Here is a 24,264-nt window from a genome sequence, read left to right as displayed (position 1 = left end):
AGGGCTCCCCGATTCCTTTCGGATCAGGAGTCCCTCTCGTGTCTTCCTCCGCGCTCGGCAACGAGCCGCAGCACACCACCCCCACCCCGGCCTCAGCCCCACGCCCGGCCCACCCGGCACCTGGATCGTCGAAGACGGGCTTCGCGGCCCGGGTCGCTCTCCTGGTGCTGCTGACCGCTGAGCTCATGGACATCCTCGACCAGTCGGTCGTGCTGACCGCGCTGCCCGCCATCCAGGAGACGACCGGTGCCGGACCGGACGCCTTGCAGTGGTTGACCACCGGCTATTCGCTGCCCGTCGCCATCGGGCTGATCACCGGCGGACGGCTCGGCGACCTCTACGGGCGGCGCAGGCTCCTCCTGACGGGCGCCGTCGTGTTCACCACGGCCTCACTGCTGTGCGGCCTCGCGGCCGGGCCGGGCGTCCTGATCGGCGCCCGCGCACTCCAGGGAGCCGGCGTCGCGCTGATGATCCCTCAGATCCTGGCCACCCTCCACGTCACCCTCGAAGGGAAGAACCGCAGCTGGGCCTTCGGCCTCTACGGGGCCGTCCTGTCGGTCGCCAACGTCCTGGGGCCGGTCCTGGGCGGCCTGCTCACCGAGGCCGACTTCTTCGGACTGTCCTGGCGGCCGATCTTCCTGATCAACGTGCCCGTTGGCCTTGCCGTCGTCCTTCTGGGCCGCCGCTTCATCCCCGAGTCGACCGCGAAGAAGGGCGACCGTCTCGACCTGACCGGCGTGCTGCTGTCCGCACTGGCCATCATCCTGATCGTCGTCCCGCTCTCCGAGGGGCATGTGCACCACTGGCCGCTGTGGTGCTCCGCCCTGCTCGCCGCCGGCGTCCTGGTGCTGGGTGTGTTCCTGCGCCACCAGCAGCGCAAGCAGGGCAACGCCCCCCTGCTGCCCCTGCCGCTCCTCCGGGGCCGCCAGTTCTCCGGCGGTACGGCCGCGCAGCTCGTGCACGGTCTGCTGTGCGGGCTGTTCTTCATGACCTGGACCCTCTACCTCCAGCGCGGTCTGGGCATGAGCCCCGTCCAGGCGGCCATCGCGTTCGTACTGCTGTCCGTCGGCGAGCTGGCCGGCGCGACGATCGCCGCGAAGAGTGCCGGGCGCTTCGCCCGCCGCCTGCCCCGGACCGGAACCCTCGTTGCCGCCGCCGCGATGTGCGCCTACGGACTTCAGATCTCCGCAGGCCAGACGGACCTGACCCTGCTTCGGATGACCGCTCCGGTGATCCTGATCGGGTTCGGTCTCGGCATGGTCAGCGGCCCGCTCGCCGACATGACCCTCGCCAAGGTCCCGGACGAGGACGCCGGGGCCGCTTCGGGTCTGTTCAATACCGCCATGCACCTGGGCATCGCCCTCGGTACCGCGCTGACCGCCCTGGTGTTCTTCGCCGCCACCAACGGCTCGCCGGATGCCGGGCTCAACCGCGCCGCGTTCCTCACCGTGCTGTGGTGGGTCACCGGCCTCCTGGCCCTGATGTGGGCCCTGATGTTCTGCCTGCCCAAGCAGGCCGGCAACCAGGCTGACTGAGCCTCCCAGGCCCGGCCACGACGCCGGCCGGGCCTGGGCCCATCGCGGCGGAACGGCGCCGGGTCACAGGCCAGCGGCCCCGAAAAGCAGGTCTCCCGAACGGGCAGCCGGGTTCGGCGCCGCGCCGCCCCGCCCAGACTCGAAGGAATCCACACCTGGCGGGGGCTCTTCGGCCCCTTCCCCGACTCCTGGTCGGTCCTGATCATCCGGGTGCCCGCCGCCGGCAAGTACTGCTTGGCAGCCCGCCCTGACCGCACGTCACCGGAGAGGGTGCCGACCCTCGGCAGGGAGGATTGCGGGACAAGGTCCCTGCGTACGGGGCCTTTTGACACATGGCAGGAGGACGGGGGGCTTCTAGCCTCTTGGTGTCCGTCCAAATTGTCATGCGGGGTGTCGCCCCAGGCAGCGCGGTGTTCCGGCTGGGGCGCCTCGCCGTCGGCGTCAATGGAGACGTCCGCGATCGTGAGCGCCGCTCAGGATCCCGTGCCGGGTGCCACGTGCGGAAGGGAAGATGTCGTGCGAGGGAACTCCCTGGCCCGAACTGCCGTGTGGGTGGGGGTGGGACTGGTCGGCGCCGTGGGGTGGGTGGCCGTGGCCGCCGCCCGGGGCGAGAAAGTGTCGGCGGTGTGGATTCTGGCCGCCGCCGTCGGTTCGTACCTGATCGCCCAGCGTTTCTACGCGCGTTACCTGGCGCGCAGGGTGCTCCGCGTGGATGACGGGCGGGCGACTCCCGCCGAGCGGATGGGGGACGGGGTGGACTACGTCCGCACCGACCGGCGCGTGCTGTTCGGCCATCACTTCGCCGCGATCGCCGGAGCGGGTCCCCTGGTCGGTCCGGTGCTCGCCGCGCAGATGGGCTACCTTCCCGGCACCATCTGGATCGTCGTGGGCGTGATCTTCGCGGGAGCCGTGCAGGACATGGTCGTCCTGTTCTTCTCCATGCGGCGCAACGGCAAGAGCCTGGGGCAGATGGCGCGCGACGAGATCGGCAAGGTCGGTGGCCTCGCCGCGCTGATCGCCGTGTTCGCCATCATGATCATCATCATCGCCGTGCTCGCGCTGATCATGGTGCAGGCGCTGGCCCATTCGGCCTGGGGCGCCTTCTCCATCGCCGCGACCATTCCCATCGCCCTGTTCATGGGGGCGTACCTGCGCTGGATCCGGCCGGGCAAGGTCAACGAGGTCTCCGTCATCGGCATCGTCCTGCTGCTGGCCGCGATATTGGGCGGCAACTGGGTATCGCACTCCTCCTTCGCCGACTTCTTCACGCTCTCCCCGAAGACCGTGGTGATCTGCCTGGTCGTCTACGGCTTCATAGCCTCACTGCTCCCGGTGTGGGTGCTGCTTGCCCCGCGTGACTACCTGGCCACCTTCATGAAGGTCGGCACCATCCTGCTGCTGGCCGTCGGTGCGCTGGTCGCGATGCCGACCCTGAAGGTGCCGGGCCTCACCGACTTCGCGACCGGTGGCGGCGGGCCGGTCTTCGCGGGCTCACTGTGGCCGTTCGCCTTCATCACGATCGCGTGCGGTGCGCTGTCCGGCTTCCACTCGCTCATCTCGTCGGGCACCACGCCGAAGATGATCGAGAAGGAGTCGCAGGTGGCGCTGATCGGCTACGGCGCCATGCTGATGGAGTCCTTCGTCGCCATCATGGCCCTGATCACTGCCTGCGTGGTCGACCCGGGTCTGTACTACGCCATGAACGCGCCGGCCGGCGTGCTCGGCGACTCCTTGCAGTCGGCCTCGCAGGCCGTCGCCGGTTTCGGCTTCACCATCAGTCCGGAAGACCTGGCCGCGGCGGCCAAGGCGGTCGGCGAGTCCACGCTCGTGGCACGGACCGGCGGCGCGCCGACCCTCGCGGTGGGCATGTCGCAGATCCTCTCCGAGGCATTCGGCGGCAGCGGGTCGATGACCTCCTTCTGGTACCACTTCGCCATCATGTTTGAGGCGCTTTTCATCCTGACAGCCGTGGACGCCGCCACCCGCGTGGGCCGCTTCATGGCCCAGGACATGCTCGGCAACTTTCTCCCGCGCTTCCGCGACAAGTCGTGGTTCCCGGGCATGCTGATCGCATCCGTGATCGTCGTCGGAGCCTGGGGGTACTTCCTGTGGTCCGGCGTCACCAACCCGCTGGGCGGCATCAACCAGCTCTTCCCGCTGTTCGGCATCGCCAATCAGCTGCTCGCCTGCATCGCCCTGGCGATCTGCACCACGCTGCTGGTCAAGCACGGGCGCTACAAGTGGGCCTGGACCACGGCCGTTCCGCTGTTCTTCACGCTGGCCGTCACCATGACCGCGAGCTGGCAGAAGATCTTCTCCTCGGACCCGAAGGTCGGCTTCTTTACCCAGCGCGGCCAGTACCAGGACGCCCTTGCGCAGGGGAAGGTCCTGGCGCCCGCCAAATCGCTGGACGACATGTCCGCGGTCGTCACCAATTCGACGGTCACAGGGATTCTCTCCATCGTCTTCGCGGCGCTGACCCTGACGGTCGTCGTCAGCTGCGCTCTCGTCTGCGTGAAGGCGCTGCGCAACGGCGGCTCGCTGCCGATGAAGGAGGCGGAGTACGTGGAGTCCCGGGTGGTCGCTCCGTCCGGGCTGTTCGCCACGGCCGAGGAGAAGAAGGCCGTGGAGGAGTGGGCCGAGGCCGAACCTGAGCTGGCGAAAGCCACCGGGGCACACGTCCACCACTGACACTGCCCGGCATGGGCGCGCTGTCCGCTTCGCACGTGGCAGCGCAGCAGTACGGCACCAAGGGGCCCCGGCCGACCCTTCCAGCGGGTGTCGGCCAGAGCTCCGGACCCTGGTTCCACCTCGTACGACGTACGAGTCCCCCCACATCCCTCCGAGTGCCGAACGCGCGCCCCGCACGGGAAGCCACGTACCAGACAGAGCGTTGCCATGCCCCAGAACACCCCACCCCGCCAACCGGGCAGCCCGGCCCTCAGCGGCCGGGCCCGGAGGCTTCTGCGCCGCTTCGGCAGGGCCGTCGGATGGTGCCGGTGGTATCTGCGCGAGGTCACCGGGGAGAACGCATACACGCACTATGCCCGCCACGCCCGCACCCACTGCCCCGGCCAACAGATGTTGAGCCACCGCGAGTTCGAGCGGCAGCGCATGGAACGCCGTACGGAGGGCCGTTGCTGCTGACCCTCCGTACGGTTGCGGCGAAGACTTGGCCGCCGGCGGCCGGCGTGGTCAGCGCATGTCGCGCGCGAGCCGCCACATGGCCTCGACGGCCGTGTCCACGGCCTCGTCGTTGTGGAAGAGGTGCGTCGAGACGCGAATCGGGGGTGCTGCTTCGCCGATCCGGGCCCGTTGCACGAGGTGTTGCGCACCACGACCCGGTACTCGTCCTTCAGGCGGGCCACGAACTTCTTCGACTTCTCGACGTCGGCGGCCTCGATGAACGGGTTGAAACGGGACAGCGCGGAGACCAGTCGCGGATCGTCCTTCGGCGAGAACAGTGCGGCGGCGCCCCACCGTTCGGCGATCCGCTCCTTGAGGCGGGCACTCAGCCGCAGGACGTGCTCCTCGATCCGCTTGCGGCCAATACGGTCCTAGGCGTCGCAGACCGTCCGGTAGGCCTCGAAGTTGGCCAGCTGGCGGTTGCCGACGGCCGAGAGAACCCGCCGATGTCGACCGTCGCCTGCCGCCCGGTGGCGCGCGGCGGGAGCCCGCCCGTCACGGAGTAGTTCATGGAGACGGGGGTCCAGAAACGCGGCAGCGGGTTGGGGTTGTGCTCGTCGAGGACCTTGTTGCGCACGTACAGCACGCCCGTCCCCGAGGGGGCGCACTGCGACGGCGGCACCCGGCCCGTGGGCCTGACGCTGGGCACGTACCGTCAAGGCGGTGCCGAGCGGGCGATGGCAGGGGTCAACAAGGCGCTGGCGGATTCCAATTCCTCCCGGTCGCCACGCAGATGAGCCGGCGCTACGAGGCGAAGGTCTGGCTCCGCGAGGGTATGAGCAGTGGCGAGGAGACCCGCCGCTGCGCCCTCGACATGGTCTCCGCCGACGTTCGCGTCCCGCGTCTCGTGCACGACGTGAGGGTGGCCCGTTCCGGCAATCTCACCACCGTCGCCGCCACCGAGGTGGCGGTCTCGGCTGCTATGGACGCGTCTCCGAGTACCTCGAACTCGCCTTGGAGCGGCCGTGGTGAGGGAAGTTATTCTGCGGGTAGGGCCCCGTCCAGGGCCCTGGCCCGGCTGGGGGTGACTGTCGGTGCACGAAGTGCTGAGGGCGACGTCCGGGAGCCGTTTGTTCGAGGTGGCCACGGCTCCGTTTGTGGTGCTCGACACGGGGTGGTACATCCGGGGGGTCAACGCGGCTTATCTGCGGGCCACCGGGCGGTCGCGGGACGAACTGATGGGTGCGTTCATGTTCGACGCGTTCCCGGACGATCCCGGGGACGCCACCGCGACCGGTGTGCGTGATCTGTCCGCGTCCCTGGAGCGGGTGCTGAGCCGTGGGGTACCCGATGACATGGGGATCCAGCCCTACAACATTCCCGTCCCGCGTGCTTCCGGTGCCTTTCGCCGCAAGGTCTGGAGCCCGGTCAACTCTCCTCTGGCCGACGCCGACGGCCGCGTGGTGGGCGCCCTGCACCATGTCGAGGACGTGACCGCGGTGCACGAGGTGCTGCGGGACGCATGTGACGGCGCGACCGGGGCTGAGGTGCGGCAGCCGGCCGCGCTGGTGCGCCGCGCGATGCTGGCTGTTGCCCGTTACGAGCGTGCCGTCCGGGCGGTGGCCGCCGGGCAGGCGACCCCGGGTGACCTGGCACGGGCCGGCTCCGTGCCGTACACGGGCATCGTTCTGCGCGATGCGTTGTGGCACGCCGTGGTGCACGCCGCCCGCCGGGCCCCCTCCGGCAACTGCGCTGCCGCGTTGTGCGCTGCCGCGGTGCGGGAGTTGCCCGGCACCGACGCCGCCGTGCTCACGCTGCACGGCGGCGGGCGTGTGCCCAACCAGCTGGCCGTGAGCTCCCCGTGGGCCCGGCGCGTGGAGGAGATGCAGTACGTCACCGGGGAGGGCCCGTCGGTGTCGGCGTTCGCGACAGGGGAATGCGTGCTGGTGCGCGACCTGGCCCGGTCGGATGCTGCGTGGCCGCTGTTCGCCGAGGCCGCGGGCGGTTTGGGCGTCGGCGCCGTCTTCGCCTATCCCCTGCGTACCGCCACAGCCACCCTCGGTACCCTCACCTTGTACCAAGAGCGCCGGGGGGCTTCTGGCGTCGTGCCGCCTGCTGAGGCGGAGACGTTCGCCCAGATCGCGACATCGGTGCTGCTGACCGACATGGACGGCGAGATCATGGAGCAGGTCAGGGCCACCGCCGACCAGGACGACCTCGATGTCGCCGTCGGAATCGTCGCCGCGACCCGCGGCATCGGCACGGGCGCGGCCCTTCAGTGGCTGCGCGCCCAGGCGCGGGCGCAGCGCGTGCCCGTCGTCGACCTCGCCCGCTCCCTGCTCGCCCGGCCCCCGCAGGACCCCGGCGGCCGTCTGTGAAGGCCTACCGGCCGTCGAGGCGGCGCAGTCACCGATTGACGAGGTCGCACAGCGGCAAGGGACCTGAGAGCCGGCGCAGGCGATCCCGCGAAACGGGCCGCTCTCCTGTTCCGAGCTGCGCTGCGCGGGTAAACTACCGTCCGTACCGTGAGGCTGTCTCAAGGCCGGGCGGAACCGGCGCTGCGGCGGCCCCGGACGGGCGCACCCAAGGAGCGAGGCGAGCTGGAGCACCGCCTGTCAGCGGGCACGACCGGGCCCCTCGATGAGGCCGACCCCCCTTTTCGCCACCGCCACGCAGGCCCGGACCTCGTCGGCACCGGAGGGCGGAAGCCAGCCGACCAGCAGGCGCCATATGCTCACCACCGACCGCGAGGCCCGCATCGCCGACGCCGTCCTCGACCTCATCCACCGCCCGGCGGACTTCGATCCCCTGGAACTGCTGCACGACCTGACCGGCCAGGTGGTCGCGCTGCTTCCGGTGCGCTGCGCCGGAGTCACCGTTCTGGACCGGGACACCCACGAGCCCGTCCACGTCACCGCCTCCGACCAACTGTGCCTGGCCCTGGAAGAGGAGCAGACCATCCTGGGGGAGGGCCCTTGCATCGACAGCGCCCGCGCCCGGCGGCCACTGCCGGTGACCGCGCTGACCGGCCCGCCCGGCACCCTCCGCTGGCCGCGCTTCGCGCCCCACGCCCGCCGGGCGGGGATCACAGCGGTCGCCGCGGTGAGCCTGCGTCTGCCCCAGATGGCCCTGGGCGGCATGAACCTGATGATGACGCACCCGGCCGACATCGGCGATCAGGACCTGAGGCTGGCCAGGACAATGGCCGATGTCACCGCCGTGGCCCTGGCCCACCGTCAGGAACTGATCGACAAGGAAACGGTCCTGGACCAACTGCAGCGGGCCCTGGACAGCCGTCTGGTCATCGAACAAGCCAAGGGCGTGCTCTCCGCCCGCCTCAACCTGGGCGTGGACGACGCCTTTCAGCGGCTGCGCGCCCATGCCCGCTCCCGGCAGGAGAAACTCACCGAGCTGGCAGCCCGGATCGCCCGGGGTGACGTGCCCGCCGAGCTACTCGACCCCATCCGGTGACCCGGTGCCCGTAACCGCCGGGCACCCCCCAACAGCCTCCTGCCCGAACCGATCCGGGGGGAGGATGAGGAATGGCCCGCGATGACCTCACCGGCCTCCTGCAGCGCCTGCGCCAGGCCGCCCGCGCCGGCGCAGACCTGTCCGCCGCCCAACCTGCCGAGGTGTCCCGCCTGTTGCGCCTGGACGCCGTCACCTTGAGCTTGCTGCCCACCCGCGGGTCCCCGGAATTACTGTGGTCCGATCCCGCCGACACTCTCGGCCGCGCCTTGGAGGACATGCAGTACACCCTCGCCGAAGGCCCCACCTTCGACGCCGCCCGCACCGGCGAACCCGTGACGGAAACGGACCTCGCCGCCGCGCCCGCCGACCGCTGGCCCCTGTTCACCCCCGCCGCCTGCGACACCCCGGCCCGCGCCGTCATCGCCCACCCCCTGCTCCTTGGCGTCGTCACCGCCGGCGTCCTGACCGGCTATCGCACCACCCCCGGTCCGCTGCTCCCCAGCCAGCGCCAGGACATCGCGCGCTTCGCCCGCATCGCCCTTGACCTACTGCTGCACACTCCACCCCACGCCCTGACCACCGGAAGCGGCGGCCCGGACGGCCCCGACCTGCAACGCGCCGAGGTCCACCAGGCCGCCGGAAAACTCACCGTCTACCTGGACATCAGCATCGACGACGCCCTGCTGCGCCTGCGCGCCCACGCCTGGCGCCACAACCAGGCCCTGCCCGACGTCGCCCGCGCCGTCATCACCGGCCGCCTCCGCCTCGACCCCGACACCTGACCGTGGCGCCGGACCGGCCCTGTCACCGCACCCAGCACCAGAGGTTCGGTCGTCGTGCGGCGCAGCGTATGCGCGACGCGCAGGCGGATCGGGGTATCCGCGGGACCGGACCCGAAAGAGGCACACAGAAGAGCGGCGCGCCGGGGCGGCGCACCCGCAGTCCGTCGTGCGCGGGGCCGCTCTGGTGCTCCTCCCGCGGCAGGCAGCAAGTGCACAGCAAATTCGCTGCCCCTCTCTGAACCTCGCCCGTGATACTCCCTCATATGGCGTTGACCCAGCAGCTCGCACGAGTGGCCCCGCACTATCTCGAACAGTGCCGTCAAGCGGCCGCAGTCTCTCCGGACGGAGATCCGCACTGGGATCCGCCCCATGGCGACACCCTGGACCTGGACTGGGCGATCTGGGAACTCCTCCGGTTCTACCGGCGCATGCGGCCCGACGAACAGCACATCCGCCTCCTGCAGCGTGCCATCGATGGTGATCCCGGCAGCAGCATTTCCTTTCTCGATCACCCCGAGGTGCATGACGGCTTCGATGCCCCTCCCGCCCTCCTTGCGCCCGAGGTGGTGACCGAGGTGGCCGACGGACTCGCCGTCATGGACATCGGTCCACTGCTCGCGGATCTCCCCGCATACCGCGCGGTGGGAGGCTTCTCAGCGTTCACCGGAGATCCGCGCGGGTACCTCGTCGAGCACTTCACTCTCCTGCAGAACTTCTACAGGTCGGCCGGCAAGCGAGGTATGGCCGTGGTGACCTGGGTCGACTGAGTGCCAGTGACCACGGCGAGATGGAACATGCCGACACCATGTCACGGACCCGTTGCAGTATTTAGCGCAGCCTCTGAACTTGTGCTCTGTCTACGGGCGTGACGCAGGGCTATGAGCGCTGGTCTTCAGACAGCTGTTGGAGTGGAACGTCGGCTGCGTGCGATTCCGGGGTCGTTGTCGTGCGGGCTGCGCGCCGGATCCTTGCCCACCCTGAGGTCCGTCGGGACGTAGCAATATTGTCAGCGGTGCCTTCACTTGCTGTCGTCGTTGACAGTTCTGATGAGGTGTCCCGAAAGTCGCCGCGGAATGCCACGATCTCTTCGCCAGCTCCGATCACCTCCAGGAGGGCGTCCAAGGCCTTGTCCGCATCCTCGTGCGGCTGAGTGAGCCAGACGAGGGAGACTCCGGCGGGATTGCCGTCGTGCTTGCTGACGGCGAAGCTGAAGCCCCGTAGCTGAAACAGCACGACGTCGAGATCGTCCAGCCCGTCCCACGACCGTTCCACAATGAGTCGCAGGCGGTTCGCCACGGGCTGTACCGGAAGTTCGAGCCCTCCGATCACCTGGAAGAGCGGGGAACAGTGCTCCCAAACGCTCCACTGGTGGGCCGGATTTTTGCCGGTGTAGTAGGGAGGGATCGTGGCTGGCTGCCAGTGGGACTCGGGCCCGGGTATTTCGGTCTGAGTCAACGCAAGCCTCCTCTGACGTCATCCAGCCGGCAGACGTTCATACTGATACTCCTCCGTCGCAGGTCACACCCTGCCATGACGCAGCACGCCAGCGGACTGTTGTTGCCCACTTGCTTGCCTGCCTGCATGGCTTCGTACCTTGTCGACCGAAGTGCGCGGCCACGGTGATGTGCCAGCAGTACTGTCTCGAACGGTGCTCGCACTTGAGGGAGCTCTTCGCTACTCGCGCAGGCGGAGACGTTCACTGTTCGGCTTCGATGTCGCGCGGCGCACGCCTACTCGGGGGGCGCCTCCCAAGGCCACCACACACGGATCCGTGACGGAGTGGCGGGGCCCGTTCCTGAACGCGCGGTCTCGGGACTCGGGCCCCAGCCACTGTGCGACATGCCGCCGGCGGTGCTGTCATCGAACCCGGGGCGGCTGCCCTACGCGGCGGCGGGTCACGTCCGTGTCACTGCTCGTCTGGTCGCACCTCCCTCGCCCATGCGGGCCCGACCGGTCCGATGACTCCACGGTCGGGGGCTGTCCGCGATGCCGTACGACATGACCAGCCGCCTGAGGCGCTCTGGGCCTGCCCTCCGGGGGACACAGGTGCTGTGTGCATTCTGCCGGTGTGCGTCGACGACGTCCCGGTGCACCCACACCGAGGCGTTGGGGCACCGCCACCACGACAGGGCAGCCAACCCGTACCGTCCCGCACCGGCAGCCGTGCCCGGCTCGTCGAAGCACGACTCGCCTTCGCTTTGACCAACCCCGTATCGCGGCTTTCCGCGCGTGGGGCGGTCTGTCGCCCCGCGTGACCGTCGCGCGCCTACAGCATTTCGAGAGGCAGTTTGCGCGTCGGTGCGGGGAACGCGGCATCCAGAGCCTGGAGGTCCTCGTCGGTGAGGTGGAGGCCGAGGGCGGCATGGTTGTCCTCGACGTGCGCCACCGTGGAGGCCTTCGGGATGGCGATGACGTCGTCGTGCCTCAGTACCCAGGCGAGCGCCACCTGTAGCGGGGTGGCCGCGTGCGCCTCGGCCACGGACTCCAGAACGGAGTGGCCCAGCAGCCGTCCCTGTTCGAGCGGGGAGTACGCCATGACGGGTACCGACCGACCGCGGCACCAGGGAAGCAGATCGTACTCAGGGCCTCGCCGGGTCAGGTTGTAGAGGACCTGGTTCGTCTCCGGGACGGCGCCGGGCGGGAGTTCGGCGAGGTCGTCGACATCCAGGTTGCTCACGCCCCAGGCGCCGATGCGGCCGTCGCGTACCAGCCCTTCGAAGGCCTCGACGGTCTCGGCGAGCGGTACACCGCCGCGCCAGTGCAGCAGATACAGGTCGATCCTGTCCGTACCCAGGCGTCGCAGGCTCGCATGGCAGGCGTCGACGGTGCCGCGGGCGCCCGCGTTCGACGGCAGTACCTTGCTGACGAGGAACACCTCGTCGCGGCGTCCGCGGATCGCCTCGCCGACCAGTTCCTCGGACGCGCCGCTGCCGTACATCTCCGCCGTGTCGATCAGGCTCATGCCCAGGTCGATTCCCCTGCGCAGCGCGGCCAGTTCCTCGGAGCGCCGTACGGGCTCCTCTCCCATGCACCACGTGCCCTGCCCCAGGGCGGGCACGCTGGTACCGGAGGCGAGCGCTACGTTCCTTGCCGCTGTCATCGCGGGTCCCTTCTGCTCGTTCAGCCGTTCTCGTCCGTCGCGCCCGCCCCGCACCCCATCACGCTCGTGCCGCGCTGTGACAACCGGGGGTGGGGCTACGAGCCGGGCCTTGCCCTGCTCCGGTGGTCGGGCACCATCTCGGCGAGCCCCGCGACCCGGCTCGTGGTCGCCGTCCCGGGCTGTTGGTGTTCGCTCTGGTGGCGCGGGGGCACTGGCTTCTCGTGCGCGTTCAGGGCAACTCGCACCTGACAGGCGTCTGCGCTCTGGTGGCAACGGCCGGCACTTTCACCGCGATCACTTTGGGGCGGGATCGGCACGACTACCGCCAACGCCCGCGGCGTGTGTCGCCCGGATTCAGGACGCCGCGCACGCAGTCCTGGCCCGGCTCGAAGTATCCCGCCCCAGCCTGTGACCCTCAGTCCTGGGGCGGAACAGTGTCCAGTGGGCGGAGGTCCAAGCCCGCGATGGATGTCGAGGGCGGGGTGCCCTCGGCCAGTAGCAGCGTGGTGATCGCGTCGGCTGGGCCTGGTGTGAAGTGCACTTCTGCGTCGGGCAACGGCACCACGTTTCTCGCCCGGTCGGCCGGGATGCCGAGGAGCTCGCCCAACCACACGGACGCTGCCGCGGGGTCGGGCGTTTCGATGACGAAGCCGGCCAGGTCGTGCGGTCCGCGCGCTACCCGCCCCGCGCTGTACCGGTCGAGTATGACCTGGCGGTCCGGGGTGTAGGTGATGAAGAACGGGGCCCATGCGGGGGCGTCCTGCAGCACGGCTTCGGTGAACGACACGGGTGAGCCTTCACGGGCGAAGACATGCAGGTCCACTGTGTGTCCAGCTTGGCGGAGCCGGTCCGCGGTGGTGTTGACGTCCGTCACGTGGACGGCGAAATTGAGCGCACCTCCGCCTGCGGCGAGCAGGGCGTCGACGTGAGGCATCCAGGCGGTCATGGCCTGCCCGAAGGGCGAGTCGTTGAACTCGGTGCGGTCAACCACGCTGAGGATCTCGACATAGCGGGCGTCGAGCCGCCAGGCGCCGTTGCGGAAACCCAGATACGGCGGGTTGGCGTGCGCCGGAAGGCCGGCCGCCGAGTACGCCTCGGTGGCCGACTCGACATCGGGAACGCAGTGCAGAAGGTGGTCGAACTCCGGCGACTCGGAATGCAATTCATGCTCCTGGAAGGTTCCGCGGATGGGGATCACTCCACGGACAGTGTGCCTTGCCGCCGACGCGGTGTGGTCATGAGAGGGGACGGAGACCGGCACCCGGAGGGAACCGTCCTGGTATCGCGGCTCAGCTGCGGTCACCCTGACCCTCGACGAGGCTCACCACGTCCTGCCGACCGCTCCAGCCGTGTCTGCCGTAGGGGAGAACGGCAGAGCCTCAGCATCCGACCGCACCCGAGACCGACCGGCACTCCTGGAACTTCAGTTTCTCGTGCGGCGCCCGGTGCCTCAGCACGTGATGCCGTCAACGCTATGACGTCATGGTGATGTTGGTCTTGGACGCCTCAACTCGCCCGCCATAGCGTCAAGTTGTCAGCGCACGCGGAGCACTGTGAGGAGTTTCCATCATGGGTATCAACAGCAACCGGTCCCGATTCACGAGGTTTGCCGCCCTGGCGCTGGCCACCGTGGCGGTCGGAGCCTTCGCCACGGGAGGCGCCAACGCCGACACCTCCAGGCAGGGCCGGGCCGAGGTCATCGAACTCCAGCTCAAGGACCTTGAATACGAGACCCTCGATCTCGGCAAGGCGGGGCCGAGCCTGGGTGACATGAGCGTCTACTGCGCCACCGCGGTGGAAAAAGGCCGCGTCGTCGGGCGGGGCGGCGGGACGTCCCAGGTCCTGTCGGTCAGCGGCGGGAAGGTCACGTCGCAGGTCGTGATCACGGTCGAGCTCAAGCGCGGCACCCTGACGATGCAGTCGCTGCGGTCGGACGATGCGAGTTCGCTCGACATGGCCATCACCGGTGGCACGGGCGATTTCAGGGACGCCCGGGGCAATGTTCGCTACTGGGACATTAACACGCCGAAGGAAAGGCTGCGCGCCGAGATCCTGCACTGACGGAGAACGAAACCACCGTGCTCAGGTTCGCCGGGCACAGGGTCACTGGAAGGGGTGCTCCTCGTGCTCTGGGAGTCCCGGCTGTGGGGGTGGGGAACGTACGGGCACGCAGGTTCGTTCGGTACGCGAGATGCTGCAGTTATAGGCGGGGGAGCTGGCAACAGTGCAGAACAATGAGAAATGGGCGGTGCGGGCGAAGTGCCGGACGGGGGACGCGGATGCGTTGTTCGCCGAGGGTGCCGCGCAGAACGCGGGCACAGCGGTGTGTACTGCTTGTCCGGTGCGCACGGAGTGTCTGGCCCACGCCCTGGACGGGCGGATCGAGTTCGGGGTCTGGGGTGGCATGACGGAGCGGGAGCGCCGGGCCCTGCTGCGGCGCCGCCCGGCCGTGTCTTCCTGGCGGGTGTTGCTGGAGGCCGCCCGGCAGGAGCACCGGCTGGAGGATGTGCCGGCCGCCGGTCGGCGTGCGGTGTGACGGTCAGGCCGCGGTGGGCAGGGCGTCGGCGGGCGTGGGGCGCAGATCAAGGATTTGTTCCGGAACGCGTCCTGGAGAGCCCCCCCCCGGGGAGGGCGAACTGATCCTGAACCTGGAGGGGTGTCAGAGTGGCTGGCTATGCTCCCGATCATGAGCGATGCAACTCCCCAGTCACCCCCGTCTGCGACCACTTCTGAGGCGGAGTCCCTGCGTTCGGTTCTGGAGCGCAATCGACGGACCTTTGCCTGGAAGACGTCCGGGCTCGATGAGGCCGGACTACGGGCGACCACGGCCGCCAGTTCGATGACGCTCGGTGGCCTCGTCAAGCACATGGCCCTGGTCGAAGCGGACTGGCTGGCGGTGAAGCTGGCCGGCCGCGAGTACGGGGCACCCTGGGACGCGGTGGACTTCGACGCTGATCCTGACTGGGACTGGCGGACCGGGGCGCTGGACTCCGCGGAAGACGTCTACGCGGTGTGGCACGCAGCGGTCGGGCGATCGCGGGAACTTGTTGCCGAGGTCATCAAGGAACGTGGGCTCGATGGACCGGCGTCGTTCACCTGGCCGGACGGTCGCATACCCACCGTCCGCGCGATGCTCCTCGACATGATCGAGGAATACGCCCGACACACAGGCCACGCCGACATGCTCCGCGAAGCGGTCGACGGCCGCGTGGGCGAGAACGCGCCCAAGAGCTTCACCGTCTAGAGATCTTCAATGGCAGCGGGTTGCGGCGGCGCGAGGTCCAGGCCGGTCCTGGCGACGAAGCCCTCGATGAGATCGGTGTGGTGTCGCGTCCGTGCGAGGCGGCGGGTCTGGACCATGCGGTCAGCTGATCGATGCCGTGCTCGGCGAGCTTCGCCAAGGACCGTTTCAGGTGCGTCCGGACCGCCTCGGCCGGCCATGTCCGTCGACCTGCTTGCCTTGGTGGTGAGCCACGCGGATCCCCGGCGCCTGCCCGTTCCGGTGCGTGGCGCCTGGCTGTCTTGGGCACCCGGTCTCTTATGGAGTGGAGGACTGGAGGAGGCTGGAGGAGCGGGTTGCTGCTTCCGCGGACTGTGCGGCGGAGTTGACGCGTGCCGCTCGTGCGGCGGTCGAGGAGAGTCGCCGGCTGGTGGGGGAGAGCCGCCGCTTGCGGCGTCGGCGCCGACGACCGGGTGAACAACCACGCACCGCGCCCGTGCGCTAGCCAGACCGGGCCGTCTCCCGCAGGCCTTCTTCCGTCGTGGCCCGCTGTCTTCTACGCTGGGCTGCACACGCCGGGCGCTTGCCCCGTGTACCGGCTCCCAGCCCCGAGCCTTCACCACCCTTTCCGAAGGACTGCTGGAGCCGTACCCACACAGAGAACGCGGCTCCGGCCTCCGCCCTCACACACGGGCCGGTGCATCTCCCGCTGCCACGGTGCCGGTGGTTGAGGGTGTGCGCGAGGTGATCTCCTGGGGGAGGGACTCGCGCTCCGGCCGCCGCCGCTGCATCGAACACGGCGGCGGCCGCCCTCTGAGGGACAACGTTGACCGTTGGGGCGGCCTCTTCAGCACGGGCAGCCAGGGCCGTGCGAGATCACCACCCCGGGGTCTGGGGGCACACAGAAGGCGTGCGGCTCTTGCGGACGACCGCGATTCTCGCCCCCTGGTAATCCGTTCCGGTAGGGGAATGCCCGCTTCCGGGCGGTCCGTTCCGGTCGTTTCGGTGTGGCTTAGCGGGGCGGTGTGACGGGCCGGAGTTCGTGCAGGCCCGCCACCTGGAGTGCGGTGTGGACGGCGGGGCTGGCGGCGGGGAGGGCGAGGCTGCCGCCGAGGTGGCCGGCGGCGTGCCGGATGCCGAGGAGGGTGAAGAGGCTGCCGCTGTCGCACCACGTGACTTCTGCGAGGTCGAGCCGCAGGTGGTGTTCCCGGCCTTCCAGGACGATGACGGCGTCGCTGAGTCTGTCGATGTTGCTCACTTCCAGTTCCCCGGTGAGGACGAGGGTGGGGAACACGGAGTTCTCGTACCTGGTCTGACGGATGGTGAGGCGGTCCATGTCTCCCATGGTTCTGCTCAGCCAGGGGCGGTCGGCTACCACTGTCGTACGGGGCTGATCAGGCCCAGCGCCTGGGCGTGCTGGACGGCTTCGGTCCGGGACGTCACCCCCAGTTTGCGGTAGAGGGCGCGGGTGTGGGTCTTGACCGTGTTGCGGGAGAGGTAGAGGTCGTCGGCCGTCTGCCGCAGCGTCCTGCCGTTCTGGATGCCGCGTAGTACCGCATGCTGGCGGGGCGTCAGGGCCCCGGGCGCAGGCGCGCTGCTCAACAGGCTGGGCCTTCCACCGGGCCGGACCGTGTCCGGTACCGAAGCGAGCACGGCGGCCGCCTCGCGCACCAGCATCCCGGCCGTGCGCGGATCCGTGGTGCGCCCGGCAACCTCCAGCAGGGTGCCGGCCACCCGGAGCAGGCATGCTTCGACGGCTGCCTCCCTGTCCACGGTCCCGCTCTGGCTGCTCACCGGTGCCGGGTGCCTGCGCGGTCGGAGCGCAGGGGGCATGGCTCCCGGCCGGGCGGCTTGCGGTGCTACCGGCATGTTCAGTCCATCCTCTGTGCATGTCCGGACGCGGCGGCTCTGACGCGTCGCTTCACGAGCCCTGCACCAGGGATGCGCGGTGGGCAGGGACCCGGTGATACCGGGCCCCTGCAGCGGGCGCCCACGAGGGCTTCCCCGCAGGGTCCTGGCGGGAGGAGGGAGGTGGGGCCCGCTTCCCCCTGCTCCGTTCCGAACAAGGGGCGCTCATGTGCCGTGCCGGCAAGGGCGTGCGGCCTCATGCGGGGCCCCGGGTCCGGGAGGCGGCCGGATCCCAGTCTGCCCGCACAAGTCACCGCCTCACGGCCCGGCAAGGGAAGTGGCGGACCGTTCTACGGCACGTCAGGTATGCGCTTCTCCTGCGAGTGCCCCCCCCAGAACGTGCTCCTGCCGGGCGGCGTACGGGATCTGGGGCGGCATGACGGAGCGCGGGCGCCGCGCCCTGCTGTGCCGGCGCTCGACGGTGTCCTCCTGGCGGGTGCTGCTGGAGACCGCCCGCAAGGAGCACCGGCCTCCGGGTGGGCTGGTTGCCGTGCGGCGTGCGGAGTGACCTCGGGCGCTGGCCGGGGGATCGCGCACGGACGGCAAGGGGTGGGATCGAGGTGCTCGTGGGGAGGACGCCCCCCCGTTCGCCGTGACTGACACCTTCGGCGGCCGGGCCCGGCTGCCGCGTCGTTACGGGACCGCAGCGAGTGCGGAGCTTCCGGAAAGGGGTCTTTCACCGGGACTGGGGTGGGGGAAGACTTGTCTCCTTCCACAGTGCTGATAGGAGAGGAGGGCGGGGTGACGGCTTCTGGGGCAATTCCGGGCTTGGCCGTGGTGTGGGACGAGCGCACCCAGCAGCACATGGAGCAGCGTGCCAGAGCCGTTGTGGTGAGGGCCTGGGTTGTCCGCAAGCGGCGGCGGGCGGTCGAGATGCGGCTGCGGGCGATCTCCATGCGCGTGTCCTCGCAGACCCTGCGCACGGATCCGCCCGCCGTCCCACTCACTCTGGCTTCTCTGGAGCGCGCGGATCTGCCGGATGGGGAATGGGTGGACGTGGCCCGGGTGACCGAACAGGCCAAGGGCATCCTTGCCGTCCGTTTCCGCTGTACCCCTGCTCAGGCCCTGTTCCTTCTGGAGGAGCACAGCCGCCGGACGAACCAGCCCTGTGCGGTTCTCGCCCGTGAGGTCGTGGAGCACCGGGGCCTGGCCGCCTAAGCCGCGCCCGTTTCTTGTTGAGGAAGCGGTGAGGGCGGGAGGCAGCGGGGTGGCCGTGATGGGGCCGGACGGCACTCCCGCCGGTTCGGCTGGTTGCGCATACTGGCGCTATGGTGACGGACCGACTGGATGCCGGCCGTGCAACTGCCGACGCTGCAATGGGCAGGCGGGAGTTGGCGGCCGATGCGCCGGGCGCCCGGCCGGGCGTGTGGCAGCGCCGACTGGACGGGCAGGTGTGGAGGGCGGAGCGGGAGACCGCCGGCTATCAGCAGCGTTCCTATGCGGCGCTGATGCGGGCCCGGGGGCTGGTGGAGGCCAGTCAGGTGTGGCTGGAGCGCGGTGAGATCGCGCTGCGGTGTGCCAGGGCCCGCAGGGCGTGGGAACAGCGGATCGTGGAGAGTGAGATGGCCAACTCCGAGGCACAGCAGGACAGCAACGGCACCGCCCGGCGGCAGGTCCTGGAGAACCGGGTGCGCCGCCTGCGGGAGGACTTGGAGGCGGCGGCGTCCGCGCTGGGGGCGGCGCAGCGGGAACTGGCGGGTGAGTACGAGCGGCTGGCCGCCGAGCAGCCGGCCCGGTCGGCCGAGTACCAGCGCCGCGCCCTGCAGGCCCGGCGCGCGGCAATCGGCCTTGATGCCGGTCCGGCGGGGGCGGGAACAGCGCCTGACGGCCAGTGACTGCCCTCGTGTGTGGGCCCCCATGCTGATGCGCCTTACGATCGGACTGTGACAGATACCTGGACCGTGCGTCACTTCTCGCAGGCCAACCCCGTCGGCCCTGGCTGTGACAGCGTTCCGGCGCTCCTGCGGCGGCTGGCGGACTCCATCGAGGCGCTGGGCCCCGTTGAGGTTCAGCATGTGGTGCTGGAGTCGGAGATGACGGAGCACGGCCCTTGGCGGTCGGGGACGGTCTACTTCCACCTGCCCGACGACCAGGACTGAACTCCGCTCCTCAGGAGGAGTCCTGGACGGTGAGAGGCACGGCAGCGCTGGGGTGGGAATCTGCGGCAAGTCTGCGGGTTCCGTTGTCTCGCGTCTCAGTGCGGGGGCTGTCGCGACGTGGATGCGGCGGGGTGGCGGTGCAGGGAGACGGCGTGACGGAGTTGACGGCTCCTGCCGACCAACTCGCGTGCTCTCCTGCACTGTTCACGGGAGGTCTCGCACAGGAGGATCAGCCGCGCGTGTCCGGTCTCGGTGACCGTTGTCATGGGGAACGCCTGCCCGGCCTGGGCGCGATGATGCCGGTCACCCGGGTTGCCCGCCCGAGGCGCCGAGCGACTTCGAGTTCCCGTCCCGCGGGCAGGGGAACCCGAAAGCGCGCCCCTCACGTTTTTGGATCAGCGGATCGAGTACGGGATCTGGGGCGGCACGGCGGAGCGCGAGCTCCGAGCCCTGCTGCGCCGCCGCTCGACGGTGTCCTCCTGGCGGGTGCTGCTGGAGACGGCCCGCCACGAACACCGGTTTCAGGGCGGACTGGCCACCGGGCGGCGTGCGGTGTGACCTCAGGCGGCGGTGGGCGGGGCGTCGGTGAGGGTGGGGCGCAGGTCGAGGACCTGATCGGCGCCGGTGATGTCGAACAGACGGCATACCTGCGGTCCGGGGGCGGCCAGGCGCAGCGTGGTGGCGTGGTGGATCTGCAGGAACAGGTTGAGGGCCATGGAGTCGACGTACGTCACGGCGCCCAGGTCCACCACGATCGGGCTGCCGGTCGCGGCGGCGGTTTCCAGGGCGGTCCGCAGGGGCGGCAGGGAGTCGAGGTCGAGTTCCCCGCGGGCGACGATGACGTGCCAGCCGTCGCGGGTGTACTGGCCGGCGAGCGGGCTGGGGCGGCTGCGGCTGTCGGGCACGAGTGCCTCCAGGACGGGCGGGGTGCGGGCACACGGTGGTCACCGTGCTGCGGCCCGGTACCCCTGCCAGGCCCTTTCACCCTACGCGCCCGCCCCCGCGTCGCCCCGGCCCGCGGCCGTCCTCTGCGCCCAACCCTCACACCGGGCGCCTCCGCGTGATCGCCGACTACCCTTCCCGTGCTGGCCCACCCGCTCCGGATCCGACGCCCTGGGCGCGGGCAGGAGGCTGCCGGTGTCGGAAACGCTGATCTGTGCGACAGGGGGGTCGGCTTCGAGGGTGAGACGGGCGGGGCCTGGGGCGTACTTGTAGGCGTTGGTTACCAGGTCACTGACCGCCAGCGCGACCAGCCCCCGTACCTCCTCCGCCGTGTCGACTCGGTGGGTGTCCTGTAGCTCGGTCAGGAAGGTGTGGGCGGCGTCCCGGGCCACACCGACGGGTGCGTTCGCCTCCAGCACGTACGACCACGACGCCCCCGCAGCCAGCCCGGGACGCGGCACATCGTCCTCACCCACCGACCCACACCAGTACTTCCACAAGTGCCCCGACCAGCTGACCGCTTCCTGAACCCGTCCCGAATACCTCGGCACCGCAGGACCACACCACTGCGCGTGCCGGAATTGTGTACCGTCCCTCTCGCAGGCACGCCCCTCCCCACCCGAACCGGCCGCTCCGCCTACTGGGCCGGAGCCGTGCATGGCGTGCGGCACCTTTTCGCCCCTTCGCGTGTGGCCCTTGTGCTCATGACCATCGGGAGCTTCCTGCTCGGCACCGACAGTGGCTGTACCGGTCCGCAGGCAGGGCGATGACCGGCCAGGTCACCTTCACACCTCCGCTGAGGGCGGCGGGGTGTCGGGGAGGTTGCCGTCGGCGGTGGGGAGGGCGGCGTGGCCCTCCGACCAGTGGTTGACCCAGTTGCACAGGCCGCAGGCGTACCGGCCGTTGATGCCGTCGACGTCGGCGTGGCAGCGCGGGCAGGTCGAGCATGTGATGTCCAGCAGTACGGGCTCGGGCGGCTCCATGCCTTGTCGTGTTCCCCGGTGGGGGGCGGGCATCACGGCGCGCAGGCCCCCCGTGCCTGCGTATTCGCGGGTTTCCCATGGCGGCAGTGACGTACAAGTACCCCGGGGTGTGAGTGACGGGTCCCCGGCGCCGGGAGGAGCGTGAGGGCCCTGGTGTGGCACTTCGGCGCCATGCCTCAGATGATCGCGGGAAGCGGGGAGGGGCACGCAGCCTGTGATGCTTCGGGGATCGCGATGCTCAGCGTCCTCGTACGAATAGCTCCCCATCCGTAGCGGACGGTTTGCCGCCCAGGGCTGCGGCGCCTTTGCGGGCGATCGCCTCGTCAGTGCCGCCGGAGTGGGTGGCACGGGAGGCCCGAGCCTGCACGTCCGTTCGTGGGCCTGCTGGAGCCGCACCCGCACAGAGATCACGCCTGCAACTCTTTGCCTTTGCCTGTGGGCCGTTGCATCCCCCGCTGCCCAGGCCGGTATGTGAGGGCGCGTGCGAGGTGACCACCCCGGAGGGAAGGGACCCGGGCCGCGCCCATGGCCCGCAGCGATCGGTGGCGGCCGTTCCCGGGGGCTCCCCACCTGCCCCCGAAGGCTCCCCGTCGGGCCCCGGTGCCGGGGCCCGACGGGCGGGCTGCTGCTGTCGCTGTGGTGGCTACTTGGGCATGAGGACGGTGTCGACGATGTAGACGGTGGCATTGGCGGTGGGGACGTTGCCGCAGACCACGTTCGATGTGCTGTTGACCTTGTAGGACTCGCCGCCGCCCGCGGTGGTGAGGGTGGACTTCTGCAGAGTGGGGTAGGTGCCGCTCTCCAGCTGCTTGGGGGTCAGCTTCTGGCCGACCACGTGGTAGGTGAGGATCTTGGTGAGGGTGGCCTTGTCGGCGAGGACCTTGTCGAGGTCGGCCTTCGGGATCTTGGCGAAGGCCTCGTTGGTCGGGGCGAACACCGTGATGTCCTTGGCGTTGTTCAGGGTGTCGACCAGGCCTGCCTTCTTCACGGCGGTGACCAGGGTGGACAGGGCGGGGTTGTGGGAGGCGGCGGTGGCGACCGGGTCCTTGGCCATGCCGTCGAAGCTGCCTGCGCCCTCCTTGGGGACGCCCGCGCAGGCGGGGCCGAACGGCTTGTCCGTCATCGAGGAGTCGGCGGCTGCGTCGGAGGAGGGGGCTGCGGGCTCGGACGCGGCGGACGAGGAGGCGTTGTCCTTCTTGTCCTTGTCCATGTCGCCGCAGGCGGTCAGCGTGAGGGGCAGGATCGCGACGGCGGACACGGCGAGGGCGGCACGGCGGAAGATGCGGGGGTTCATGGTGACTGCTCCTGATGGTGGTGGGCTCGGTGTACTTGCTGGGGAAAGAGGCTGGTTGGGGGCTGGTGCCGGGGGTGGTCTGATCGGCGGGAGCCGATGGCCCGGGGTGGGCTTCATGGGGGCTCGGTTCATTCGACGGTCAGCACTACGGAGTGCCAGCCGGTCGCGCCGTTGGGGACGGTCCCGACGCGTTCTTCGGTCTGGGTGGTGCCGGTGCGGTCGGTGGCGCGGACGGTGAGGGTGTGGCTGCCGGGGGTGGCCTTCCAGGGCAGTGACCACTGCCGCCAGGTGTCCGTGGTGTCCTCGGCTGCCAGGTCAGCGCGCTGCCAGGGCCCGTCGTCGACGCGTACCTCGACCCGGTCGATCCCGCGGTGCTGCGCCCAGGCAACGCCGGCGACCATCACCGTGCCCGCCTTGGGCGTGGCGAAGGGTTTGGGGGTGTCGATGCGGGACTGCGTCTTGATCGGTGCGCGCTGCGACCAGGAACGCTTCACCCAGTACGGGTCGTAGGCGGCGAAGGTGGTGAGCTCGATGTCCTCGATCCATTTGCAGGCCGAGACGTACCCGTAGAGGCCGGGCACCACCATCCGGGCCGGGAACCCGTGGTCGAACGGCAGAGGTTCACCGTTCATGCCGACGGCCAGGAGGGCGTCGCGGCCGTCCATGAGGTCCTCGACGGGACTGCCGATCGTCATGCCGTCCACGGAGCGTGCGACCAGCTGGTCGGCGGGACCGCCGCGGGAGGGCGGCCTGACGCCGGCCTCCTTCAGCAGTGCCGCCAGCGGGACGCCGATCCAGCGGGCGTTGCCCGCGTACGGGCCGCCGACCTCGTTGGACACACAGGTCAGCGTGATGTGACGCTCGATCAGCGGCCGGTTCAGCAGGTCCTGGAAGGTCAGGGTGAGGGGCCGGGTGACGCCCTTGCCGCGGATGGTCAGCTTCCATGCGGTGGCGTCGACCTTCGGCACCACCAGCGCGGTGTCGACCCGGTAGAAGTCCTTGTTCGCGGTGACGAACGGGCTGATCCCCGGGGTGTGCAGGATCGCGCCCGCGGGGGTCGGACGGGCCGGCGAGACAGGGCGGGGCAGGACCACCTCGCCTCGCGAAGTCGTGGCTCCGGCTCCGCGGGAGGCGGTGAGGGACCGTCCGAGAAACCCGGCTCCCGCCGAGGCGACGGCTGCGGCACCGGCCGCGATCACGAACCCGCGCCGGTCGAAGCCGTCCTGCTCTGCGGCCGTGTCGCCGCGGGTGTCGCCCTCGGCAGGAACCAGGACGCGGGGCGAGCGGGTGAGACGTCCGGCCAGGTAGTACAGCAGGGCGGCCGCGCACAGGGCACCGATCAGGGAGGGCAGGGCATCGACCGGGCCGGTGGAGTCCGGGCGGCCCGTCGCGGCGAGCGCGCCCACCACCCCGAACAGCACCACCCCGGCCGTGCCGGCCCGCCGGTAGCGCAGCGCCAGCACCCCGACCGCCATGGCCAGCACGGCCAGGACCACCAGGATGCCCAGTTGGAGCACCAGCTTGTCGTGCGTGCCGAACTGACGGATCGCCCAGTCCTTCACCGCAACCGGTGTCCGGTCGATCGCCGCGCCCCCGACCGCGATCACCGGACCCGCCTCGGGGCGCACCGCCGCGGCCACCAGCTCGGCCACCGCCAGTGCGGCGAAACCGGCCAGCAGCCCGGACAGCGCGGCCAGCGGCACCCGCACGCCCCTGCTCAAGATCTTGGTCACGGCGGTACTTCGGAGCGGACCGCTCCCCGGATGGGTCTATTCCTGGAACTCACCCCCACGAGGGACCGGAC

General features: G+C 70.1%; 25 protein-coding genes and 1 pseudogene. 15 read left to right on the top strand and 11 right to left on the bottom strand.

All coding sequences use genetic code 11. The annotated features are described in order from the left end of the window. Positions 1–38: 38 nt before the first annotated feature. The 3 genes from ACFYVL_RS00635 to ACFYVL_RS00625 all read left to right on the top strand — a co-directional run bounded on the left by ACFYVL_RS00635 (position 39) and on the right by ACFYVL_RS00625 (position 4,682). A complete protein-coding gene (locus ACFYVL_RS00635) occupies positions 39–1,535 on the top strand; it encodes an MFS transporter (RefSeq protein WP_389240274.1) in 1,497 nt (498 codons plus the stop codon). 444 nt (positions 1,536–1,979) lie between these two features. After that, the gene (locus ACFYVL_RS00630) at positions 1,980–4,226 is read left to right on the top strand and encodes a carbon starvation CstA family protein (protein ID WP_389240273.1); all 2,247 of its coding nucleotides are present in this window, start codon (positions 1,980–1,982) and stop codon (positions 4,224–4,226) included. A 207-nt stretch (positions 4,227–4,433) separates the two neighbouring features. After that, positions 4,434–4,682 carry a CstA-like transporter-associated (seleno)protein gene (locus ACFYVL_RS00625; protein ID WP_389240272.1) on the top strand — a complete coding sequence of 83 codons (249 nt, stop codon included), beginning with the start codon at positions 4,434–4,436 and terminating at the stop codon, positions 4,680–4,682. Positions 4,683–4,730: 48 nt separating this feature from the next. Here ACFYVL_RS00625 and ACFYVL_RS00620 read toward each other — a convergent pair whose 3' ends face one another. Continuing rightward, positions 4,731–4,856, bottom strand: coding sequence for a hypothetical protein (locus tag ACFYVL_RS00620; RefSeq protein ID WP_389240270.1), 126 nt, complete (start codon positions 4,854–4,856; stop codon positions 4,731–4,733). An 899-nt stretch (positions 4,857–5,755) separates the two neighbouring features. Here ACFYVL_RS00620 and ACFYVL_RS00615 point away from each other — a divergent pair. The 4 genes from ACFYVL_RS00615 to ACFYVL_RS00600 all read left to right on the top strand — a co-directional run bounded on the left by ACFYVL_RS00615 (position 5,756) and on the right by ACFYVL_RS00600 (position 9,681). After that, the gene (locus ACFYVL_RS00615; RefSeq protein WP_389240268.1) at positions 5,756–7,039 is read left to right on the top strand and encodes a PAS domain-containing protein; all 1,284 of its coding nucleotides are present in this window, start codon (positions 5,756–5,758) and stop codon (positions 7,037–7,039) included. Positions 7,040–7,391: 352 nt separating this feature from the next. Further along, positions 7,392–8,132 carry an ANTAR domain-containing protein gene (locus ACFYVL_RS00610; RefSeq protein WP_389240267.1) on the top strand — a complete coding sequence of 247 codons (741 nt, stop codon included), beginning with the start codon at positions 7,392–7,394 and terminating at the stop codon, positions 8,130–8,132. 71 nt (positions 8,133–8,203) lie between these two features. Continuing rightward, complete coding sequence (locus tag ACFYVL_RS00605) at positions 8,204–8,914, top strand: GAF and ANTAR domain-containing protein (RefSeq protein ID WP_389240265.1); 711 nt, start codon at positions 8,204–8,206, stop codon at positions 8,912–8,914. Positions 8,915–9,177: 263 nt separating this feature from the next. After that, positions 9,178–9,681, top strand: a complete 504-nt coding sequence (locus ACFYVL_RS00600) for a DUF1877 domain-containing protein (protein WP_389240263.1) — start codon at positions 9,178–9,180, stop codon at positions 9,679–9,681. 109 nt (positions 9,682–9,790) lie between these two features. On the opposite strand, the gene ACFYVL_RS00595 is transcribed toward ACFYVL_RS00600, so the two are convergent. The 3 genes from ACFYVL_RS00595 to ACFYVL_RS00585 form a co-directional block, all read right to left on the bottom strand. Next, entirely contained in the window at positions 9,791–10,369 is a 579-nt protein-coding gene (locus tag ACFYVL_RS00595) for a hypothetical protein (protein WP_389240261.1), read from the bottom strand. Between the two features lie 811 nt (positions 10,370–11,180). Continuing rightward, on the bottom strand, positions 11,181–12,014 hold the full coding sequence (locus ACFYVL_RS00590; protein ID WP_389240259.1) for an aldo/keto reductase: 834 nt from the start codon (positions 12,012–12,014) through the stop codon (positions 11,181–11,183). A 415-nt stretch (positions 12,015–12,429) separates the two neighbouring features. Further along, a complete protein-coding gene (locus ACFYVL_RS00585) occupies positions 12,430–13,212 on the bottom strand; it encodes a VOC family protein (protein WP_389240256.1) in 783 nt (260 codons plus the stop codon). A 371-nt stretch (positions 13,213–13,583) separates the two neighbouring features. Between ACFYVL_RS00585 and ACFYVL_RS00580 the strand changes: the two genes are divergently transcribed. The 3 genes from ACFYVL_RS00580 (at position 13,584) to ACFYVL_RS00570 (ending at position 15,258) form a co-directional block, all read left to right on the top strand. Next, entirely contained in the window at positions 13,584–14,075 is a 492-nt protein-coding gene (locus ACFYVL_RS00580) for a dirigent protein (RefSeq protein WP_389240254.1), read from the top strand. Positions 14,076–14,238: 163 nt separating this feature from the next. Further along, positions 14,239–14,550 (top strand): WhiB family transcriptional regulator, encoded by a 312-nt coding sequence (locus tag ACFYVL_RS00575; protein ID WP_389240252.1) that lies wholly within the window; start codon positions 14,239–14,241, stop codon positions 14,548–14,550. A gap of 150 nt (positions 14,551–14,700) precedes the next feature. Further along, the gene (locus tag ACFYVL_RS00570; RefSeq protein WP_389240250.1) at positions 14,701–15,258 is read left to right on the top strand and encodes a DinB family protein; all 558 of its coding nucleotides are present in this window, start codon (positions 14,701–14,703) and stop codon (positions 15,256–15,258) included. 988 nt (positions 15,259–16,246) lie between these two features. Here the strand turns inward: ACFYVL_RS00570 and ACFYVL_RS00565 are convergent. Further along, positions 16,247–16,570 (bottom strand): STAS domain-containing protein, encoded by a 324-nt coding sequence (locus ACFYVL_RS00565; protein WP_389240248.1) that lies wholly within the window; start codon positions 16,568–16,570, stop codon positions 16,247–16,249. Positions 16,571–16,605: 35 nt separating this feature from the next. After that, positions 16,606–17,028, bottom strand: coding sequence for a response regulator transcription factor (locus ACFYVL_RS00560; protein WP_389240246.1), 423 nt, complete (start codon positions 17,026–17,028; stop codon positions 16,606–16,608). 490 nt (positions 17,029–17,518) lie between these two features. On the opposite strand from ACFYVL_RS00560, the gene ACFYVL_RS00555 reads away from it, so the two are divergent. The 5 genes and pseudogenes from ACFYVL_RS00555 to ACFYVL_RS00535 form a co-directional block, all read left to right on the top strand. Further along, positions 17,519–17,650 carry a hypothetical protein gene (locus ACFYVL_RS00555; protein ID WP_389240244.1) on the top strand — a complete coding sequence of 44 codons (132 nt, stop codon included), beginning with the start codon at positions 17,519–17,521 and terminating at the stop codon, positions 17,648–17,650. Positions 17,651–17,883: 233 nt separating this feature from the next. After that, the gene (locus ACFYVL_RS00550; RefSeq protein ID WP_389240242.1) at positions 17,884–18,300 is read left to right on the top strand and encodes an ANTAR domain-containing protein; all 417 of its coding nucleotides are present in this window, start codon (positions 17,884–17,886) and stop codon (positions 18,298–18,300) included. Between the two features lie 110 nt (positions 18,301–18,410). Further along, positions 18,411–18,977 carry a hypothetical protein gene (locus tag ACFYVL_RS00545; protein ID WP_389240240.1) on the top strand — a complete coding sequence of 189 codons (567 nt, stop codon included), beginning with the start codon at positions 18,411–18,413 and terminating at the stop codon, positions 18,975–18,977. A 48-nt stretch (positions 18,978–19,025) separates the two neighbouring features. Continuing rightward, complete coding sequence (locus tag ACFYVL_RS00540; RefSeq protein WP_389240238.1) at positions 19,026–19,241, top strand: hypothetical protein; 216 nt, start codon at positions 19,026–19,028, stop codon at positions 19,239–19,241. A gap of 390 nt (positions 19,242–19,631) precedes the next feature. After that, positions 19,632–19,799, top strand: a pseudogene (locus tag ACFYVL_RS00535) (WhiB family transcriptional regulator); the annotation flags it as partial. A gap of 2 nt (positions 19,800–19,801) precedes the next feature. Here the strand turns inward: ACFYVL_RS00535 and ACFYVL_RS00530 are convergent. The 5 genes from ACFYVL_RS00530 to ACFYVL_RS00510 form a co-directional block, all read right to left on the bottom strand. After that, positions 19,802–20,146, bottom strand: coding sequence for an STAS domain-containing protein (locus ACFYVL_RS00530; RefSeq protein WP_389240236.1), 345 nt, complete (start codon positions 20,144–20,146; stop codon positions 19,802–19,804). 81 nt (positions 20,147–20,227) lie between these two features. After that, a complete protein-coding gene (locus ACFYVL_RS00525) occupies positions 20,228–20,659 on the bottom strand; it encodes an ATP-binding protein (RefSeq protein ID WP_389240234.1) in 432 nt (143 codons plus the stop codon). 309 nt (positions 20,660–20,968) lie between these two features. Then, positions 20,969–21,166 carry a hypothetical protein gene (locus tag ACFYVL_RS00520; RefSeq protein ID WP_389240232.1) on the bottom strand — a complete coding sequence of 66 codons (198 nt, stop codon included), beginning with the start codon at positions 21,164–21,166 and terminating at the stop codon, positions 20,969–20,971. A gap of 643 nt (positions 21,167–21,809) precedes the next feature. Beyond that, entirely contained in the window at positions 21,810–22,460 is a 651-nt protein-coding gene (locus ACFYVL_RS00515) for a fasciclin domain-containing protein (protein WP_389240230.1), read from the bottom strand. Positions 22,461–22,588: 128 nt separating this feature from the next. Continuing rightward, entirely contained in the window at positions 22,589–24,193 is a 1,605-nt protein-coding gene (locus tag ACFYVL_RS00510) for a molybdopterin-dependent oxidoreductase (protein WP_389240228.1), read from the bottom strand. Positions 24,194–24,264: the final 71 nt, after the last annotated feature.

The organism is Streptomyces sp. NPDC004111, assembly GCF_042874215.1.
Classification (GTDB): domain Bacteria; phylum Actinomycetota; class Actinomycetes; order Streptomycetales; family Streptomycetaceae; genus Streptomyces.
The sequence above is the reverse complement of the archived record's forward strand: the minus strand, read 5'-3'. Positions and strand labels throughout refer to the sequence as shown.